The 17408-nt window shown below is 62.2% G+C and carries 16 protein-coding genes; 8 read left to right on the forward strand and 8 right to left on the reverse strand.

What is annotated here, in order from left to right:
* Window positions 1-4: 4 nt before the first annotated feature.
* The 5 genes from R1T45_RS17975 to R1T45_RS17995 all read left to right on the forward strand — a co-directional run bounded on the left by R1T45_RS17975 (window position 5) and on the right by R1T45_RS17995 (window position 5601).
* A complete protein-coding gene (locus tag R1T45_RS17975) occupies window positions 5-1642 on the forward strand; it encodes an ABC transporter ATP-binding protein (RefSeq protein ID WP_260011832.1) in 1638 nt (545 codons plus the stop codon).
* A gap of 1 nt (window position 1643) precedes the next feature.
* Window positions 1644-2804, forward strand: coding sequence for an ABC transporter permease (locus R1T45_RS17980; RefSeq protein ID WP_067916375.1), 1161 nt, complete (start codon window positions 1644-1646; stop codon window positions 2802-2804).
* A gap of 35 nt (window positions 2805-2839) precedes the next feature.
* Complete coding sequence (locus R1T45_RS17985) at window positions 2840-3808, forward strand: ABC transporter permease (protein ID WP_120350493.1); 969 nt, start codon at window positions 2840-2842, stop codon at window positions 3806-3808.
* Window positions 3809-3922: 114 nt separating this feature from the next.
* Entirely contained in the window at window positions 3923-4837 is a 915-nt protein-coding gene (locus R1T45_RS17990) for a sulfite exporter TauE/SafE family protein (RefSeq protein WP_120350492.1), read from the forward strand.
* Window positions 4834-5601: a TIGR02186 family protein gene (locus tag R1T45_RS17995; protein ID WP_067628105.1), complete on the forward strand. Its 768-nt coding sequence runs from the start codon at window positions 4834-4836 to the stop codon at window positions 5599-5601. Before R1T45_RS17990 ends, R1T45_RS17995 begins: the two co-directional genes overlap by 4 nt.
* On the opposite strand, the gene R1T45_RS18000 is transcribed toward R1T45_RS17995, so the two are convergent.
* The 5 genes from R1T45_RS18000 to R1T45_RS18020 form a co-directional block, all read right to left on the reverse strand.
* Window positions 5598-7136, reverse strand: coding sequence for an ATP-dependent RecD-like DNA helicase (locus R1T45_RS18000; protein ID WP_317389796.1), 1539 nt, complete (start codon window positions 7134-7136; stop codon window positions 5598-5600). The genes R1T45_RS17995 and R1T45_RS18000 overlap by 4 nt on opposite strands.
* Window positions 7137-7216: 80 nt before the next feature.
* Window positions 7217-7936, reverse strand: coding sequence for a LuxR family transcriptional regulator (locus tag R1T45_RS18005; protein WP_317389797.1), 720 nt, complete (start codon window positions 7934-7936; stop codon window positions 7217-7219).
* Complete coding sequence (locus tag R1T45_RS18010; RefSeq protein WP_317389798.1) at window positions 7884-8090, reverse strand: hypothetical protein; 207 nt, start codon at window positions 8088-8090, stop codon at window positions 7884-7886. The genes R1T45_RS18005 and R1T45_RS18010 overlap by 53 nt, the downstream gene beginning before the upstream one ends.
* A 195-nt stretch (window positions 8091-8285) precedes the next feature.
* Window positions 8286-9566, reverse strand: a complete 1281-nt coding sequence (gene ccrA / locus R1T45_RS18015; RefSeq protein WP_067630432.1) for a crotonyl-CoA carboxylase/reductase — start codon at window positions 9564-9566, stop codon at window positions 8286-8288.
* 125 nt (window positions 9567-9691) lie between these two features.
* Window positions 9692-11089, reverse strand: a complete 1398-nt coding sequence (locus R1T45_RS18020; protein ID WP_317389799.1) for a 1-acyl-sn-glycerol-3-phosphate acyltransferase — start codon at window positions 11087-11089, stop codon at window positions 9692-9694.
* Between the two features lie 164 nt (window positions 11090-11253).
* On the opposite strand from R1T45_RS18020, the gene R1T45_RS18025 reads away from it, so the two are divergent.
* The 3 genes from R1T45_RS18025 to deoD all read left to right on the forward strand — a co-directional run bounded on the left by R1T45_RS18025 (window position 11254) and on the right by deoD (window position 14572).
* On the forward strand, window positions 11254-13221 hold the full coding sequence (locus R1T45_RS18025) for a protein meaA (protein WP_317389800.1): 1968 nt from the start codon (window positions 11254-11256) through the stop codon (window positions 13219-13221).
* An 83-nt stretch (window positions 13222-13304) separates the two neighbouring features.
* A complete protein-coding gene (locus R1T45_RS18030; RefSeq protein WP_120350487.1) occupies window positions 13305-13649 on the forward strand; it encodes an H-NS family nucleoid-associated regulatory protein in 345 nt (114 codons plus the stop codon).
* A gap of 218 nt (window positions 13650-13867) precedes the next feature.
* Window positions 13868-14572 carry a purine-nucleoside phosphorylase gene (deoD, locus tag R1T45_RS18035; RefSeq protein ID WP_120350486.1) on the forward strand — a complete coding sequence of 235 codons (705 nt, stop codon included), beginning with the start codon at window positions 13868-13870 and terminating at the stop codon, window positions 14570-14572.
* 90 nt (window positions 14573-14662) lie between these two features.
* Here deoD and R1T45_RS18040 read toward each other — a convergent pair whose 3' ends face one another.
* Genes R1T45_RS18040 through R1T45_RS18050 form a run of 3 tightly spaced genes read right to left on the reverse strand, consistent with a single transcriptional unit; the run spans window position 14663 to window position 17407 of the window.
* Window positions 14663-16315, reverse strand: coding sequence for an FAD-binding dehydrogenase (locus tag R1T45_RS18040; protein ID WP_317389801.1), 1653 nt, complete (start codon window positions 16313-16315; stop codon window positions 14663-14665).
* A gap of 54 nt (window positions 16316-16369) precedes the next feature.
* Window positions 16370-16585 carry a hypothetical protein gene (locus tag R1T45_RS18045; RefSeq protein ID WP_317389802.1) on the reverse strand — a complete coding sequence of 72 codons (216 nt, stop codon included), beginning with the start codon at window positions 16583-16585 and terminating at the stop codon, window positions 16370-16372.
* A gap of 42 nt (window positions 16586-16627) precedes the next feature.
* Entirely contained in the window at window positions 16628-17407 is a 780-nt protein-coding gene (locus R1T45_RS18050) for a succinate dehydrogenase iron-sulfur subunit (RefSeq protein ID WP_317389803.1), read from the reverse strand.
* Window position 17408 lies beyond the last annotated feature (1 nt).

A 17408-nucleotide genomic window follows, 5' to 3' on the forward strand; every position in this document is an offset into this window, starting at 1 on the left:
TGATATGACCGATACCGCCCCCGCAACCGGCACTGCCCCCGCTACCGGCACCGCGCCAGCGATCGAACTCAAAGGCATCTCCAAAGCCTTCGGCCCTGTGCAGGCAAACAAAGACATCTCGATCCGCGTGATGCCCGGCACGATCCACGGGATTATCGGCGAAAACGGCGCGGGCAAATCGACGCTGATGTCGATCCTCTATGGCTTTTACAAAGCCGACGCGGGTGAGATTTTCATCAGTGGCAAAAAGACCGAGATTCCCGACAGCCAAGCCGCCATCTCGGCGGGCATCGGCATGGTGTTCCAGCATTTCAAGCTGGTCGAGAACTTCACCGTGCTGGAAAATATCATTCTGGGCGCCGAAGATGGCCGCCTGCTGAAGCCCTCGCTCTCCAAAGCCCGCAAAACACTGATCAGCCTGTCTGAGGACTACGGCCTCAATGTCGATCCCGACGCGCTGGTGCAGGACATCGGCGTCGGCATGCAGCAGCGCGTGGAAATCCTCAAGGCGCTCTACCGGCAGGCCGACATTCTGATCTTGGACGAGCCTACCGGCGTGCTGACCCCTGCCGAAGCCGACCAGCTATTCCGCATCCTCGGGCGCCTGCGATCTGAGGGCAAAACCATCATCCTCATCACCCACAAGCTGCGCGAGATCATGGAGATCACCGACACCGTGTCGGTCATGCGCCGGGGCAAGATGACCGCGACCGTGAAAACCGCCGAGACCTCGCCGCCGGAACTGGCCGAGCTGATGGTCGGGCGTAAGGTATTGCTCCGCGTGAATAAAAAGCCTGCCACACCGGGCGATGTGATCCTTGATGTCAAAGGTCTGCGCGTGGTTGACGACAAGGGCGTCGAGCGTCTGCGCGGCATCGACCTGCAGATCCGCGCGGGCGAAGTGCTGGGCCTTGCGGGTGTTGCGGGCAACGGCCAATCCGAACTTCTCGAAGTGCTGGGCGGCTATGCCGATGGCACCGGCAGCGTCACGCTAAACGGCACGCCGCTGGACCTTTCGGGCAAGAAATCCGACGGCCAATCGCGCCGCGCCCGCGGCGTGGCCCATGTGCCCGAAGACCGCCAGCGCGAGGGTCTGATCATGGATTTTCAGGCGTGGGAGAACAATGTCTTCGGCTACCACCACGACGACCGCTTCAACAGCGGGCTGCTGATGGACCACGCGGCCATCCGTGCCGATGCCGAAGACAAGATGGAACGCTTTGACGTGCGCCCGCCCGACCCGACGCTGGCGGCCAAGAACTTCTCGGGCGGGAACCAGCAAAAGATCGTTCTGGCCCGGGAGATCGAGCGCAACCCCGACCTGTTGCTGATCGGCCAGCCCACACGCGGCGTCGACATTGGCGCGATTGAGTTCATCCACGAGCAGATCATCGCCCTGCGCGATCAAGGCAAGGCGATCTTGCTGGTCTCGGTCGAACTCGAAGAAATCCTTGCCCTGTCGGACCGCATTGCAGTGATGTTCGACGGGCAGATCATGGGCGAACGCGCCGCCGACCAGACCGACGAGAAAGAACTGGGGCTGCTCATGGCTGGCATCACCGACACCGAAAACGAACACAGCGTGGCCGAGGTCGAAGCCAATCTCGCCCGCGCCGGCGGCGACGCCAGCAAGGAGGTCTGAAATGGACGTGATGCCAAAATGGGCCGAGGTGATCCTCGTGCCGCTGATCTCTTTGTTGCTGGCCGCCCTGCTCTCGGCGCTGGTGATCCTTGCCATCGGTGAAGACCCGATTGCCGCCGTGACACTGATGGTCAAAGGCGCGCTCGGCTCAACCTATGGCTGGGGCTACACACTTTATTACGCGACCAACTTCATCTTCACCGGCCTTGCCGTTGCCGTGGCCTTTCACGCGCGGCTGTTCAACATCGGGGGCGAAGGTCAGGCAATGCTGGGCGGTTTGGGCGTCGCCATTGCCGCGCTCTATATCCCTTGGCCGCATTGGACGCTGGCGCTGATCGGCTGCGGTGTGATGGCCGGGCTTTTGGGCGCGATCTGGGCCGCGATCCCCGGCTGGTTGCAAGCCAAACGCGGCAGCCACGTCGTGATCACCACGATCATGTTCAACTTTATCGCCGCCGCCCTGCTGAACTACGTTCTGGTCAACGTCATGCGCCCGCCCGGCAGCATGGACCCGGCCAGCGCGCGCTTTCCCGAGGCCGTGCATCTGCCCACGTTGCATGAATTGCTGGCCCCGCTTGGCATTGCCTTTTCCAAGTCCGCCCCCGCCAACGTCTCACTGCTCGTCGCCACCGCGGCCTGTATCGTGGTCTGGCTGCTGATCTGGCGCACCCGTCTGGGCTATGAAATCCGCGCCTATGGCCATTCGCAACCTGCCGCCAAATACGCGGGCATCTCGCCCGTGCGCATCACCATGGTCACGATGATCATCTCGGGCGCGCTGGCGGGGCTGATGGCGATCAACAACGTCATGGGCGAAAGCGAACGTCTGGTGCTGAACGCGACCGAGGGCGCAGGCTTTATCGGCATCGCCGTCGCGCTGATGGGCCGCAGCCACCCGGTTGGCGTCTTCTTTGCAGCGCTGCTCTTTGGTTTCCTCTATCAAGGTGGTGCCGAACTGGCCCTCTGGACCTCGATCCCGCGCGAATTGATCGTCGTGATCCAAGCGCTGGTGATCCTCTTTACTGGCGCGCTCGACAACATGGTGCGGATGCCGCTGGAGCGTCTTTTCCTTATGTTCCGCCGCCCCGGCCCCCCTGCCAATTCCGCTGACAGCGAGCCCAAACCCGGCCCCCGCAGCGCCCAGTCGGAGAGCGCGGAATGAGCCCCTATACCCCCCTGAGAAAGCGGGTCTGACCTATGGACTATATCACGCTCATCCAATTGCTCGACAGCACCGTTCGGCTGGCCACGCCGCTGCTTTTGGCCTGTCTTGCCGGTCTTTTCTCCGAACGCGCGGGCGTCTTTGACATCGGGCTTGAGGGCAAGATGCTGGCGGCGGCGTTCTTTTCCGCCGCGGTGGCATCGCTCACCGGGTCGGTCTGGCTTGGCCTTGCGGCGGGCATCGCCTCTTCGCTGGCACTCAGCGCTGTCCACGGGCTGGCCTCGATCACCTTCCGTGGGAACCAGCTCATTTCTGGCGTGGCGATCAACTTTCTCGCCGCGGGCATGACGGTGCTGATTGCCCAAGACTGGTTCGCCCAAGGCGGCCGCACACCCTCGCTCTTTGGCGGCGCACGGTTCGAGCCGATCACCCTGCCCTTTGCCGAGGCCGTGGCCGACGTGCCCTTCATCGGCCCCTTCTACGAAGAGCTGATCTCGGGCCATTCGATCCTTGTCTATGCCGCCTTCCTCGCCGTGCCGCTGACATGGTGGATCCTGTTCCGCACCCGCTTTGGCCTGCGCCTGCGGGCGGTGGGTGAAAACCCTGCCGCCGTGGACACCGCTGGCGTCTCGGTCGTCGGTCTGCGCTATGCCGCCGTGGCCATCGCCGGGCTGCTCTGTGGCGTGGCTGGGGCCTACCTCAGCACCGCGTTGCAGGCGGGCTTCGTCAAAGACATGTCGGCAGGCCGTGGCTTTATCGCGCTGGCCGCGCTGATCTTTGCCAAGTGGCGCCCTTGGTACGCGCTCTGGGCCACGCTGCTCTTTGGCCTTTTCGGCGCGCTGGAAACCCGGCCTGACGTGATCCAGTCGGTCATCGGCATCAAGGTGCAGGGCCAGCTTCTGGGCGCACTACCCTATCTGATGACGGTGGTGATCCTCGCAGGCTTCGTCGGCAAGGCGATCCCGCCCCGCGCGGGCGGCGAACCCTATGTGAAAGAACGCTGACATCCCCCTCCGGCCCTTGCACCCGAGGGCCGGATCGGCGCAACCTATCTCAGTGGTCGCCTCATCGCGGCAAGCTATGTTGAAAAGCGCGGCCGTTCGGGGCTAGGAAACGTCATGCAAATCTACCTGCCCATCGCCGAAGTTTCGGTTAACGCCTTTCTCCTTCTGGGATTGGGCGGCATTGTGGGCATCCTGTCGGGCATGTTCGGCGTCGGCGGCGGGTTTCTGATCACGCCGCTTTTGTTCTTTGTGGGCATCCCCCCTGCCGTGGCCGTGGCCACCTCGACCAACCAGATCGTCGCTTCGTCTTTTTCGGCCCTGCTGGCGCATCTCAAACGGCGCACGGTGGACTTCCGAATGGGCTGGGTGCTGCTGGCCGGGGGTCTTGTCGGCTCGGGCATCGGCATGTTCATCTTTAACTACCTGAAATCGCTGGGTCAGGTCGATCTGCTGGTGACCCTTTGCTACGTGATCTTTCTGGGCATCATCGGCGGGCTGATGTTCTTTGAATCGCTCCGCGCGATCCGCCGCACCCGCAAGGGCGGGCGCGTGCAGCGCAAGAAACACTACTGGGTCCACGGCCTGCCAATCAAAATGCGGTTTCGGGTATCGGGGCTTTATATCTCGGTGATCCCCCCGGTGCTTGTCGGCGCGGCGGTTGGGATGCTCTCGGCCATCATGGGCGTCGGCGGCGGGTTCATCATGGTGCCCGCGATGATCTACCTGCTCGGCATGCCCACCAAAGTGGTGATCGGCACCTCGCTGTTGCAGATCATTTTCGTGACCGGTTTCACCACCATGCTGCACGCCACCACCAACCAGACGGTCGACATCGTGCTGGCGGTGCTTTTGCTGGTCGGTGGCGTGCTGGGCGCGCAGGTTGGCACACGGATCGGCGTGCGGATGCAGGCCGAACAGTTGCGCATCTTGCTGGCGGTGCTGGTCCTCGCGGTCTGCGGCAAGCTGGCGCTCGATCTGCTGCTGGAACCGTCCGAGCTTTATTCCCTCAGCCCGGTGGCGGCAGAATGATCCGCGCAGTTCTCGCATTCGCTGGCCTGATGTTCACCGCGCTCACCGCCGCGGCGGAAGAGGAGATCGTGCTGGGCCTCAGCCAAGCCGAAGTCTCTATCACCACCAATTTCGACGGGTCCGAAATCCTTGTCTACGGCGCTGTCAAACGTGAAACGCCAATCCCTGAGGGCGCGCCGCTTGAGGTGGTCGTGACCGTCTCTGGCCCCTCGACCCCGATCATGGTGCGGCGCAAGGAACGGCGCTTTGGCATCTGGGTCAACACCGACGCGGTTGAGGTCGACCGCGCGCCGAGTTTCTATGCCGTAGTCACCTCTGGTCCGCTGTCCGAAGTGCTCAAACGCATCGAAGACCTGCGCCACCGCATTTCCATCCCCCGCGCCATCCGCTCTGTCGGCGCCCCGATGGAGATCGCGGACCCGACCCAGTTCACCGATGCGCTGATCCGCGTGCGCAAGGATGCCAACCTCTACCAAGTCATCGAAGACGGCGTGAAGGTCGATGAACAGACCCTCTTTCGCGCCGCCGTTGCGCTGCCTGCCTCGCTCACCGAGGGCGCCTATGACACGCGGATTTTCCTGACCCGTGGCGGCGATGTGGTGGCGCAATATGAGACGGTGATCGACGTGCGCAAAGTCGGGATGGAACGGTGGCTGTTCAACCTCGCCCATGAGCAGGCGTTTATCTACGGGCTGCTGTCGCTCTTTATCGCCATTTCTGCAGGCTGGGGCGCCTCTGCCGTCTTCGGGTTGCTGCGCCGCTAAGCCGCGCCATCCTCGGTCGCCTCAAGCGTCAGCGCGGCTGCCGGGGCGGCACGCAGATCGTCGACGCGCAGCGGGCCGGATGGTTTGCTTAGGCGGTTGCGCACCACCCAAATCAACCGCTCCTGCGCGCGGGTGATGGCGACATAGGCAAGCCGTTTCCACAGCGGTTGCCCGGCCTCAGAGCGCCCCATCCGCGCGGCCGCATAAAGATCGGGCGCAAAGACCTGCACGTTCTCCCACTGGCTGCCCTGCGCCTTGTGGATCGTCACAGCAGCGCCGTGCAGAAACGTGGCCCCCATACGCGCGGCGAAGGGAATAAAGGGTTCTTCCTCATCCGGCTTTTCGATTTTCACGATCGACGCCGCGCTGACCTGCGGGTCTTCGGCACCGATGACGTGCAACCGACTGAACCCCGGCTTGCGCCCCTCGCCCAGATAGACCACCTGCGCGCCCTTGATCAGGCCGCGCGCTTCTAGGTCGAGGCGTTTCTTGCGGTGCTTCAACGGCAGTTCAATCCCGTCGCAGATCAGCGGCTCGCCGGCCAACAATGCATCTTCGGGCGCGCCATGCACGGCGCGGAAGGCGTTGATCAACCGAATGCGCGTGGCGTTGCGCCAGACCAGCACGGGGCTGCGCGCCATCAGATCAACCTCAACCCGCTGGCCCCAAACCACGCGGTCGTCTTTGCGTGCCGCGTCTTCGATCATCCGCTCAAAGTCATGAAATTCTAGCTGCGGGTCGGCCAGCGCATGGGCCAGATCAAGGATCGGATTGTCAGCTTGCTGTCGGTGGATACGGTTGAGGTTCAACACCCGCTTTTCGGGCAGTTTTTCAAACACCATCGTGCCGGATTGCCCCACCGGGGCCAACTGCGCCGGATCGCCGAACAGAAGCAGCGTCGGGAAAATCTCTTTCAGGTCCTCGAACTGCTTGTCGTCCAGCATTGAGCTTTCGTCGACAAAGCCGATATCCAGCGGGTCTTCGCGGCGCTTCCACCCGGTGATGAAATCACTGCCCCGCAAGCCTGCCGCCGCCAAGGCCCCCGGCACCGATTTGTTGTTGGCAAAGAACGCAGCAGCGCGGTCGAGCGCTATATCGCTGAGACCTTCAATATCCGGTTTTTCACCGTTGCCCGTCAGCCATTCGGCGATGCGCTCGTATTCTGGATGGTAAACCGGCGTGTAGAGAATGCGGTGGATCGTCGTTGCGGGCACGCCGCGCAGACGCAAAACGCTCGCCGCCTTATTGGTCGGCGCAAGGATCGCCAGCGTGCGTTTCTCACGTTTCTTGCGCGATTCGTAATCGCCTGAGACGATGTCGACACCTGCCGCTTCCAAGGCGCGGTACAGCTCGGCCAAAAGCAACGTTTTGCCCGATCCGGCCTTGCCCGTCACCGCCATCACCTGATCCGGCCCGCCCGCTGGCGGCATTAGCAATGAATCGTCCAAATCTATGCCCGCAGAGCGCAGCATTTCGGCCACCTTGTCATGGGCGGCGGCTTGGTCTTCGGAATAGGTAAGCGCGGTAGATGTCATTGGGCGACCCTAATTGAGCCCCGCGCCGGGGGCCAGATCGCTTTGCCCTGCCCGCCCGCGATTCACGCGAATTATCCACCTCAGACGACGATCAGCCCCCGGCTGAGCGCGCGTGCGACGGCATGGGTCGTGTTCGATGCGCCCAGTTTGAACCGCGCGCTTTCCACATAGGCCCGCAGCGTGTGTTCCGAGATCGACAACCGGTCGGCCACCTGCGCGCGGCTATAGCCCACCGCCAACAGCGTCATCGCATCGACCTCACGGGGAGACAGCGACTGTACCGCGCAGGGCGCGCGGTCCGGGGCCAGTGCCAGCGCTTTTTCGTTAAAGCAATGCGCCGCCCAGATCAGATCGCGCCGGTGCCGCGCGGTGAAGGCGGCCCAGACCCCATCCGTGCAGCTATGGTTCGTGGTGAACAGCGCAAACTGCCCATGTGGCCCCCGAATAGGCACCGAAAACCCCTGATCGCCCACCCCATGATCCAGCGCGTCCCGCCGGAATTTCCGCGCCGCGCGGGAGGACCAATCGAGGTCTTTCCAGTCCACCGGCTCAAACCGGCGATAGCAGCCAGCGACAACCGGATCGATGCGGAGGTAGTTGTGCGCCTGATAGCGTTCGGACCAGAGCGGCCCATAGGTGCCGCAACCATATTGCACGCCCGCCGTGTCGACCCAGTGATAGACCACATGCAAAATGCCGTAGTGATCGCGCAGGTCTTCGCAGGCTTGGCCAAGATCGGGTTGGCCGTCAGCCTGTGCCAGCCTTTCCCAAATGCGTTCCAGATGCGGCTCTATCCTCATGCGTCCGGCCTCTGGCCCTTTCGCGTTGCAAGGACATCTCGGCCAGAGCGATCAGCGCCGCGTCGTCCAACTGTTCCGCCGTGCGCGGCAGTTGGTTCGCCATGGCAAAAGCCCTGAGATCGGCCAATACGTCCAATATCCAATCATCTTGCATGAGGGTCGCCCAGCTTTGGTTAATGGCAGATTAATACAACCATAGCATGTGCACGATTTCGCACCATCCGCGCTTTTCGTCCCCCCAGAAATGGCGGGGTTGGCTGCGGTAAGTCTTTGTTCTGGTTGCGGACAAACGAAAAACCCCCGCGGCCGGGGCCACGGGGGGGATCTTGTCTCAGACTATCGGTATCGCTCAGTCGCGCGCCATCACCGTGTCTTCGAGTGTGCGCAGTCCGGTCGTGGGGGCCTGCACCAGCACCGACATATTGCCCGGCTTATGCTCATTGCGCATCATCTTCATATGCGCCTCGGGCAAATCGGCCCAGCTAAAGACTTCGGACATGCAGGGATCAAGACGGCGTTCCATCATCAACTTATTCGCCGCGCTCGCCTGTTTCAGATGGGCAAAGTGGCTGCCCTGCAAACGCTTCTGGTGCATCCACATATAGCGCACATCGAAGGTCAGGTTAAAGCCGCTCGTCCCGGCACAGATCACCACCATGCCGCCCTTTTTGACCACGAAGGTCGAAACTGGGAAAGTCGCCTCGCCGGGGTGTTCGAACACCATATCGACGTTCACGCCCTTGCCGGTGATGTCCCAGATCGCCTTGCCGAACTTGCGGGCCTCTTTGAACCACTCGTTATATTCCGGCGTGTTCACCGTTGGCAGCTGGCCCCAGCAGTTGAAATCCTTGCGGTTCAACACGCCCTTGGCACCCAGATCCATCACGAACTGCCGCTTGCTCTCGTCCGAGATCACGCCGATCGCATTGGCGCCCGCGGTATTGATGAGCTGGATCGCATAGGAGCCAAGGCCGCCCGACGCACCCCAGACCAGCACGTTCTGGCCGGGCTTCAGGTCATGCGGCTCGTGACCGAAAAGCATCCGATAGGCAGTGGCCAGCGTCAGCGTGTAACAGGCACTTTCTTCCCATGTCAGGTGCTTGGGGCGCGGCATAAGCTGCTGGCTCTGCACGCGGGTGAACTGAGAGAACGACCCATCGGGCGTCTCATAGCCCCAGATGCGCTGGCTGGACGAATACATCGGGTCGCCGCCGTTGCATTCCTCATCGTCGCCATCGTCTTGGTTGCAGTGGATCACCACCTCGTCGCCGACTTTCCAGCGGGTCACTTTGTCGCCCACCGCCCAGACGATGCCAGAAGCGTCGGAACCTGCGATGTGATAGGGCTCACCATGGCCGTCAAAGGGGCTGATCGGCACGCCGCGCGCGGCCCAGACACCGTTGTAGTTGATGCCCGCCGCCATGACCAAGACCAGCACGTCCTGACTGTCGAGTTGGGGCACATCGACGACTTCCTGCAGCATTGCGCTATCCGGGTCGCCGTGCCGCTCGCGGCGGATGGCCCAAGCATACATCTGTTTCGGGACATGACCCATCGGGGGCATTTCACCCACTTCATACAGGTCTTTTTGCGGGGCGTCATAGTCGGCGTGTTTCGTATCCAGTGCCATGTGGGCCTCCTGCCGGTGATCGGTGTCTACAAGGTCTGTGCCGCACTGCAGAATCGCGGCGGCTCCCCTTTGGGATATGACCCACCGCGCAACATTGCAACCCCCACAAGTCTACTTTTGTAATTTTATGACCCAGCAGTCGCAGCAATTTCCGCCGCAGGTGCAGCATCCTCGCTGGGGAAATGCGCAATGGAATTCGCATAGAAGGCCAAAACAGGTTCCTGCCCCGCCACGATTTGCAGCCCCTGCGCGTCTTCGGAAATGACGCCACGTTTCTTAAGGCGGGCCGTGGCACGGGCGACGCGGTCCGGCAGAACGTCGGGCTTGGGCACGCGGTTGCGCAGCGGCATCTGTTCAAGCGTGGCGGCCACTTTCGCCAGCAATTCCGCCTCGCTCAATGACCCTTTTGCCTGCAGCATCACCCGCGCGATCAGCGGTACGGTTAACACGGGCATGGCCTGCGCGATCCGGTCCATCAGCATCTCCGACAGATCCGAGACCGGCACATCCGCCCCCGTGCGGCGCAGCGAAAGCGGATCACCAAAGGTTACCGCCGCCGTGCCAAAGCGCGTGTCCCGCCCGCGCATCCGCCGCCAAATCTTGCGCAGCACAAAGCCCACCACCACCGTGATCCGCGCGCCAAAACGCCGGTCGCCGCGCTTTCCGGCGGCGATCAACACGCGATCTTCTAAGATCCGGTCATAGTTAATCGCCACGGGCACAAAGATGATGTCACGCTCCCCTTCGGGGTCGAACCCCTCCACCACATAAGACAGCAAGCCCACCTTTGGCGGCTGCAAAGCCCCGGTGAGGCTCAGCCCCCCCTCGGGGTAAAACGCCTGCGTCACCCCGCCCGTCGTGGCCATCTGCACGTAGCGCGCCAAGACCTTGCGATAGAGCGCCCCGCGCGAACGGCGCCGGATAAAGTAAGCGCCCATGGAACGGATCAGCGTGCTCAGCGGCCAAACCCGCGCCCATTCGCCCACCGCATAGCTCAGCGCCGAAGACCGCGCGGCGAGGTAGGTCACCAGCATGTAATCCATGTTCGACCGGTGGTTCATGATGAAAACCACCGTGGCATCACGCGGCAGCGCGGTGAATGTCGACTCGTTGCTCACGGCCGTCTCGACCCGGTAGACCGTGTTGGTCAACAACCGCGCCAGCCGGATGCCAAAGCTGAAATAGGCAAAGGCGGAAAACCGCGGCACGATCTCGCGCGCATATTCGCGGGCCTTTTGAAAGGCGACGTTCTCGGGCACGCCATTGCTGCGGGCGTAGTTTACGATCTCTTGGCTGACCTCCGGATCATAGATGAGGCGCTGAATCATGTCATGCCGCCGGGCCAGCTTGAAGGGCTCAATGGGCCGGGTCAGCCGCTTGTTCAGCCGCTCCACTGCCCGTTCCAGCCGTCGGCGAAAGAACCAACGCACCGAAGGCAGCAGAAAATGGCTCAGCGCCGTGACGGCTGCGAAAACCACGATGAGGATGAACAGCCAAAGGGGCAATTGCACAGTCTGCGTCATGGCTTAACCCTTACAGCGCGCAGGCGAGAGGACAATAATTATCTGTTTTCTGCCCACTGGCCGGGCGCGCGCGATGCCGCAACGCAGCGAATTGACAGAGGCATATTATTTCCCCTATCAACGTCATGACGCAACTTTATTGCCACCAGATTCAAGAGGCCAAGATGACCCAACCGCAGAAAGACCGCCCCTGGCTCATTCGCACCTATGCGGGCCATTCCACCGCCGCCGCGTCCAACGCGCTCTACCGGTCAAACTTGGAGCGCGGGCAAACCGGGCTTTCGGTGGCTTTCGACCTGCCCACCCAGACCGGCTATGACAGCGACCATGTGCTCAGCCGTGGCGAGGTTGGCAAGGTCGGCGTGCCGGTGAATCACCTCGGTGACATGCGCGCGCTTTTCGATGGCATCCCCCTTGAACAGATGAACACCTCCATGACGATCAACGCGACGGCTCCTTGGCTGCTGTCGCTCTATATCGCCGTGGCCGAAGAACAGGGCGCGGATATTTCCGCCCTGCAAGGCACGGTGCAAAACGATCTGATCAAGGAATACCTCAGCCGCGGCACCTATATCTGCCCGCCTGCGCCCTCACTCAAGATGATCGCGGATGTGGCTGAATACTGCTATACCAACGTGCCGAAATGGAACCCGATGAACGTCTGTTCCTACCACCTGCAAGAAGCAGGTGCGACACCGGAACAGGAATTGGCCTTTGCACTTGCCACTGCCACCGCCGTGCTCGACGCGCTGAAACCGCGCGTCCCGGCAGAGGATTTTCCGAAATTGGTGGGCCGCATCTCATTCTTCGTGAACGCGGGCATCCGTTTCGTCACCGAGATGTGCAAAATGCGCGCATTTGTAGACCTTTGGGACGAGATTTGCCGCGACCGCTATGGGGTCGAAGACCCCAAATTCCGTCGTTTCCGCTATGGGGTTCAGGTCAATTCACTGGGTCTGACCGAACAACAGCCCGAGAATAACGTCTACCGTATCCTCATTGAAATGCTCGCCGTGACCCTGTCGAAAAAGGCCCGCGCCCGTGCTGTGCAATTGCCCGCGTGGAACGAAGCCCTCGGCCTGCCCCGCCCGTGGGACCAACAATGGTCGATGCGGATGCAGCAGATCATGGCCCATGAAACCGACCTTCTGGAATTCGACGATCTTTTCGACGGCAATCCGGCGGTCGATGCCAAGGTCGAATTGCTCAAAGAAGGCGCACGCGCTGAATTGGCAAACCTCGACGGTATGGGCGGCGCGATTTCCGCGATCGATTACATGAAGGGCCGCTTGGTCGAAAGCAACGCCGACCGGCTGCGCCGCATCGAAAGCGGCGAAACAGTCGTTGTCGGTGTGAACAAATGGCAACAAGGCGCGCCCTCGCCGCTGATGACCGGCGCGGGCGATATCATGCAATCAGACCCCGGGGCTGAGGCCGATCAACTCTCACGGCTCGAAGCATGGCGCGGCGCTCGTGACGAGGGCGCCGTTAAACAGGCACTGGCCGACCTACGTGCCGCCGCCAGCGCGGGCGACAACATCATGCCCGCCTCCATCGCCGCCGCCAAGGCGGGCGTCACCACCGGCGAATGGGCCGCGCAGATGCGTGCCGTTCACGGGGAATATCGTGGCCCGACAGGGGTTTCCGCGGGCCAGTCCAACAAGACCGAAGGCTTGGACGATCTGCGCGACGCGGTGGATGCGGTCAGCGATAAACTGGGCCGCAGGCTGAAATTCCTCGTCGGCAAACCGGGGCTCGACGGCCACTCGAACGGGGCAGAGCAGATCGCCGTCCGCGCCCGCGATTGCGGCATGGACATCAGCTATGAAGGCATCCGCCTGACGCCCGCGGAAATCGTCGAAGCTGCGCAAACGGAAGCCGCCCATGTGGTCGGCTTGTCGATCCTCTCGGGCTCGCATGTGCCATTGGTCGAAGACCTGATGCAGCGCATGACCGAGGCAGGGATGAACCATATCCCGGTCATCGTCGGCGGCATCATTCCCGAGGCAGACGCAACACGTTTGCGCGCTGCCGGAGTGGCGCAGGTCTATACCCCGAAAGATTTCGAATTGAACGTGATCATGGAAGATATCATTGCGCTGGCCGACCCCAAAGCGGTGGCCGCAGAATAGGCTGACACAAAATACAACGTGCAATTAACCAATTGGATCTATAATTCCCCGTACCAGCACAATCTGGAAAGGAAATATCAGATATGGAAAAAGACCTGAAATCCATGAGCCGCAAGGAATTGGAGAAACTTCTGTCGGATGTCAAAAAGGCATTGCAGGCCGCGCAGGCCCGCGAACGCCGGGCGGCACGTAAGGCGGCCGAGAAGGCAGCGGCGGAATATGGCTTTTCCCTGAATGAGTTAGCTGATGAACAACCCGCACCCAAGAAGGCAAAGAAACCGCACAAAGCGGCGGCGGGCCCTAAATCGAAACCTCAGTTTTCCAACCCCGAAGACCCGTCCCAGACTTGGACAGGAAAAGGCCGTCAGCCGAATTGGTTTCGCGCCCAAGTAGAGAATGGTGCCGATCCGGAAACGATGCGAATTTAACCATTTCCCGAATTACGGGAATTTGGCGCCGCGTGAATGGAAATTCACCGGCGCCTTTTTTATTTTGAGGGAAAGCGAATTGGGTAGCCGTCCCAATTGCCGTGCGCCCGTCCGCTTTACGTCACGCCCCCTCCTTTACGTCACGCCCCCTCCCCCATCGCGGCCCTTGTGAAGCCCGCCTCGGGCAGGCAAAATGCGCCAAACATCAGGAGACAGAAATGACCGTCCATATTGGCGCGAAACCCGGCGATATCGCCGACACCGTATTGATGCCCGGCGACCCCTACCGCGCAAAATGGGCGGCAGAGACCTTTTTGGAAGGGGCCGAGCTGGTCAACGAAGTGCGCGGCATGCTGGGCTTCACCGGCACATGGCGCGGCAACCGCGTCACCATCCAAGGCTCCGGCATGGGCATGCCCTCGCTGTCGATCTACGCCAATGAGTTGATGACGGAATATGGCGCGCAAACTCTGATCCGCATCGGCTCTTGTGGGGGGATGCAGAGCCATGTCGGCATTCGCGATGTTATCATCGCGATGACCGCCAGCACCATCACCTCGCCCTCCTCCGGTATTTTCCGCGAATTAAACTACGCCCCCTGCGCCGATTGGGGCCTGCTGCGTGCCGCCGTGCAAGCGGCCGAGAAGCTGGAGGCGAAAACCCATGTCGGCGGGATCTATTCTTCGGACGTCTTTTATGCCGAACGCCCCGATCTGGACGAGCAGATGGTGCGCCACGGTATTCTGGGTGTCGAGATGGAAGCGGCGGAGCTTTACACGCTGGCCGCGCGGCACAAGCGCCGGGCACTGGCGGTCTTGACTGTGAGCGACCATTTGCAGACCGGTGAGGCGCTGCCGTCGGAAGACCGGGAGAAAAGCTTTGGTGATATGGTTGAGATTGCGCTGGAAGCGGCCTTTGCCTGACCGTCGCGTCCGCTGAGAGTGCGGACGGTATTTGAAAAAGGATGAAGAGGCGCGGCGGGGGTCGCGCCTTTTGCTTTTGTGGGGCTGGTATCAGGCGTTTTGACCGGCGAGGCGCCCGGAGTAGAGGCAGCCGCCCAGAAAGGTGCCTTCGAGGGCGTTGTAGCCGTGGTAGCCGCCGCCGCCAAAGCCGCAGACCTCCCCGGCGGCGAAGAGGCCGGGCAGGACCGTGCCTTCGGGGGTGAGCACGCGGCCTTGGAGATCGCTGTGCAGCCCGCCGAGGGATTTCCGGGTGAGGATGTTGAGGCGCACGGCGATCAGCGGGCCGTTGGCAGGGTCGAGGATAGCGTGAGGTTTGGCGGTCCGGATCAGCCGGTCGCCGCGGTAGGCGCGGGCTCCGCGGATTGCGGTGATCTGGGCATCTTTTGCAAAGGGGTTGTCCAGTTGACCGTCGCGGGCTTCGATCTGGGCGCGGATGTGGTCAGGGCGGACGGGCGCGTCGGGGGTGAGCGCGTTCATTCGGGTGACAAGGGTGTCGAGATCGTCAGCGACGATGAAGTCTGCGCCCTTGTCCTTGAACGCCTCAACTGCCGCAGTGGCGCCTTTGCCAAGGCGGGCTTTGAGCACCTCGCGCCAGCTGCCGGAGGTGAGGTCGGGGTTCTGTTCAGAGCCCGAGAGGGCGAATTCCTTTTCGATGATCTTTTGTGTGAGGATGAACCAGCTGTGCTCGCCCGCTTGCAGGATGCGGCGCAGGGTTGAGAGCGTGTCGAAACCGGGCAGGCAGGGGGCCTCCATCCGGTTGCCCGTGGCGTCGAACCACATCGACGATGGGCCGGGCAGGATGCGGATGCCGTGGTTGGGCCAGATCGGGTTCCAGTTCTGGACGCCTTCGCAATAGTGCCACATGCGGTCTTCGTTGATCAGCCCTGCCCCGGCTTTTGCGGCGATGGCGTGCATCTTGCCGTCGACGTAGTCGGGCACGCCGCTGACCATCTGGCGCGGGGCGGGGCCGAGGCGGTCGGTTGGCCAGTGTTTTCGCACCAGATCATGGTTCGCGCCGATGCCACCGGTGGTGAGGATCACCGCCTCGGCGCTGTGGTCGAAATCGGCTTTGATGGAGCGCGAGGTGATGTGGCCGCGTGGGGCGCTGCTGTCGTCGAGGACATCCCCCGCGACGCCCGTCACGGCGCCGTCGGTGGTGATCAGACGGGTCACCCGGTGGCGGAAGCCGAGACGTAGTTGGCCTTTGGCCGCATGTTCCTGCATGAGCCGCGCAAAGGGGGCGACGACGCCGGTACCGGTGCCCCATGTGATGTGGAAGCGCGGGACGGAGTTGCCGTGGCCCTCTGCCCCTGCCCCGCCGCGTTCGGCCCAGCCGACGACCGGGAACCAGCGCATGCCGAAACCTTGCAGCCAGTCGCGCATGTCGCCCGCGGCCCATTCGAGGAAACCCACCGCCAGCGCGCGGGGATTGGCGTCTTCGGGCCGGTCAAATTGCGCGGACCCCATCCAGTCGCGATAGGCCAGTTCCGGGCTGTCGCGGATGCCCATGCGGCGCTGCTCGGGCGTGTCGACCATGAAGAGCCCGCCAAGCGACCAGAACGCCTGTCCGCCAAGGCTTTGCGGCCCTTCCTGATCCAGCAGCAGAACCCGGCGCCCGCGCAGCACCGCTTCGTGAGCGGCCACCATGCCAGCCAAGCCCGCGCCGACCACGATCACATCTGCGTTGAAAGTCTCACTGCCCATCGCACCTCTCCCCTTTTGAAACGAGTGTGCGGCGAGTTCACGGCAAAGGCAATGTCACAGGCGCGGCGTGTCGAGCCCTTTGAGGCAGCGGTCCGGCGGGCCTTCGCTGCGGTAGGCTTCGGCCCCGCAGGCGACGCAGTGGTATTTGCGCAAAGCGCCCTTGTCGCCGGTCCGGTCTTCGCGCCAGCGGCAATCGCGCGTCGGCGCGTTGCGGTGGGCAAAGATCAGCACGATCACAAAGACGATAACGATGATGAAGGGCAGGATCATAAGATAACCAAAGGCCCGGCGCTTGGCCGGGCCTTGTTGTCTTTAGACGGTCCGTTCGACCATCAGTTTCTTGATATTGGCAATCGCAGCGGCCGGGTTCAGCCCCTTGGGGCAGGTCTTGGCGCAGTTCATGATCGTGTGGCAGCGGTAGAGCTTGAACGGGTCTTCGAGGTCATCCAGACGCTCGCCCGTGGCCTCATCCCGGCTGTCGATGATCCAGCGGTAGGCGTGCAGCAGGGCGGCTGGCCCAAGGTAGCGGTCGCCGTTCCACCAGTAGCTGGGGCAGGATGTCGAGCAGCAGGCGCACATGATGCACTCGTACAAACCGTCGAGCTTGGCCCGGTCGTCGATCGACTGTTTCCACTCTTTGCGCGGCTCGGGTGTCTCGGTTTCGAGCCAAGGCTGGATTGAGGCGTGCTGGGCGTAGAAATGCGTGAGATCGGGGATCAGGTCTTTGACCACCGGCATGTGCGGCAGCGGGTAGATTTTGACCACGCCGTTGATCTCTTCCATGCCGTAGGTGCAGGCCAGCGTGTTGATGCCGTCGATGTTCATAGCACAAGAGCCGCAGATGCCTTCGCGGCAGGAGCGGCGGAAGGTCAGTGTCGGGTCAATCTCGTTTTTGATCTTGATCAGCGCATCAAGGATCATCGGCCCGCAATCGTCCATGTCGACGAAATAGGTGTCGAGCGCCGGGTTTTTGCCGTCATCGGGGTTCCAGCGATAGATGTGGAACTCACGCAGGTTGGTGGCACCAGTGGGCTTGGGCCATGTTTTACCGCTGGTCATGCGGGAGTTTTTCGGAAGCGTCAGTTGAACCATT

It is taken from the genome of Sulfitobacter sp. LC.270.F.C4 (assembly GCF_032922545.1).
GTDB lineage: Bacteria > Pseudomonadota > Alphaproteobacteria > Rhodobacterales > Rhodobacteraceae > Sulfitobacter > Sulfitobacter profundi.

What these genes read in the sequence shown, in the direction of transcription:
- R1T45_RS17975 (WP_260011832.1), top strand. Translation starts at nt 5, where the DNA reads ATGACCGATACCGCCCCCGCAACCGGCACTGCCCCCGCTACCGGCACC.
- R1T45_RS17980 (WP_067916375.1), top strand. Translation starts at nt 1,644, where the DNA reads ATGGACGTGATGCCAAAATGGGCCGAGGTGATCCTCGTGCCGCTGATC.
- R1T45_RS17985 (WP_120350493.1), top strand. Translation starts at nt 2,840, where the DNA reads ATGGACTATATCACGCTCATCCAATTGCTCGACAGCACCGTTCGGCTG.
- R1T45_RS17990 (WP_120350492.1), top strand. Translation starts at nt 3,923, where the DNA reads ATGCAAATCTACCTGCCCATCGCCGAAGTTTCGGTTAACGCCTTTCTC.
- R1T45_RS17995 (WP_067628105.1), top strand. Translation starts at nt 4,834, where the DNA reads ATGATCCGCGCAGTTCTCGCATTCGCTGGCCTGATGTTCACCGCGCTC.
- R1T45_RS18000 (WP_317389796.1), bottom strand. Translation starts at nt 7,136, where the DNA reads ATGACATCTACCGCGCTTACCTATTCCGAAGACCAAGCCGCCGCCCAT.
- R1T45_RS18005 (WP_317389797.1), bottom strand. Translation starts at nt 7,936, where the DNA reads ATGAGGATAGAGCCGCATCTGGAACGCATTTGGGAAAGGCTGGCACAG.
- R1T45_RS18010 (WP_317389798.1), bottom strand. Translation starts at nt 8,090, where the DNA reads ATGCAAGATGATTGGATATTGGACGTATTGGCCGATCTCAGGGCTTTT.
- ccrA (WP_067630432.1), bottom strand. Translation starts at nt 9,566, where the DNA reads ATGGCACTGGATACGAAACACGCCGACTATGACGCCCCGCAAAAAGAC.
- R1T45_RS18020 (WP_317389799.1), bottom strand. Translation starts at nt 11,089, where the DNA reads ATGACGCAGACTGTGCAATTGCCCCTTTGGCTGTTCATCCTCATCGTG.
- R1T45_RS18025 (WP_317389800.1), top strand. Translation starts at nt 11,254, where the DNA reads ATGACCCAACCGCAGAAAGACCGCCCCTGGCTCATTCGCACCTATGCG.
- R1T45_RS18030 (WP_120350487.1), top strand. Translation starts at nt 13,305, where the DNA reads ATGGAAAAAGACCTGAAATCCATGAGCCGCAAGGAATTGGAGAAACTT.
- deoD (WP_120350486.1), top strand. Translation starts at nt 13,868, where the DNA reads ATGACCGTCCATATTGGCGCGAAACCCGGCGATATCGCCGACACCGTA.
- R1T45_RS18040 (WP_317389801.1), bottom strand. Translation starts at nt 16,315, where the DNA reads ATGGGCAGTGAGACTTTCAACGCAGATGTGATCGTGGTCGGCGCGGGC.
- R1T45_RS18045 (WP_317389802.1), bottom strand. Translation starts at nt 16,585, where the DNA reads ATGATCCTGCCCTTCATCATCGTTATCGTCTTTGTGATCGTGCTGATC.
- R1T45_RS18050 (WP_317389803.1), bottom strand. Translation starts at nt 17,407, where the DNA reads ATGGTTCAACTGACGCTTCCGAAAAACTCCCGCATGACCAGCGGTAAA.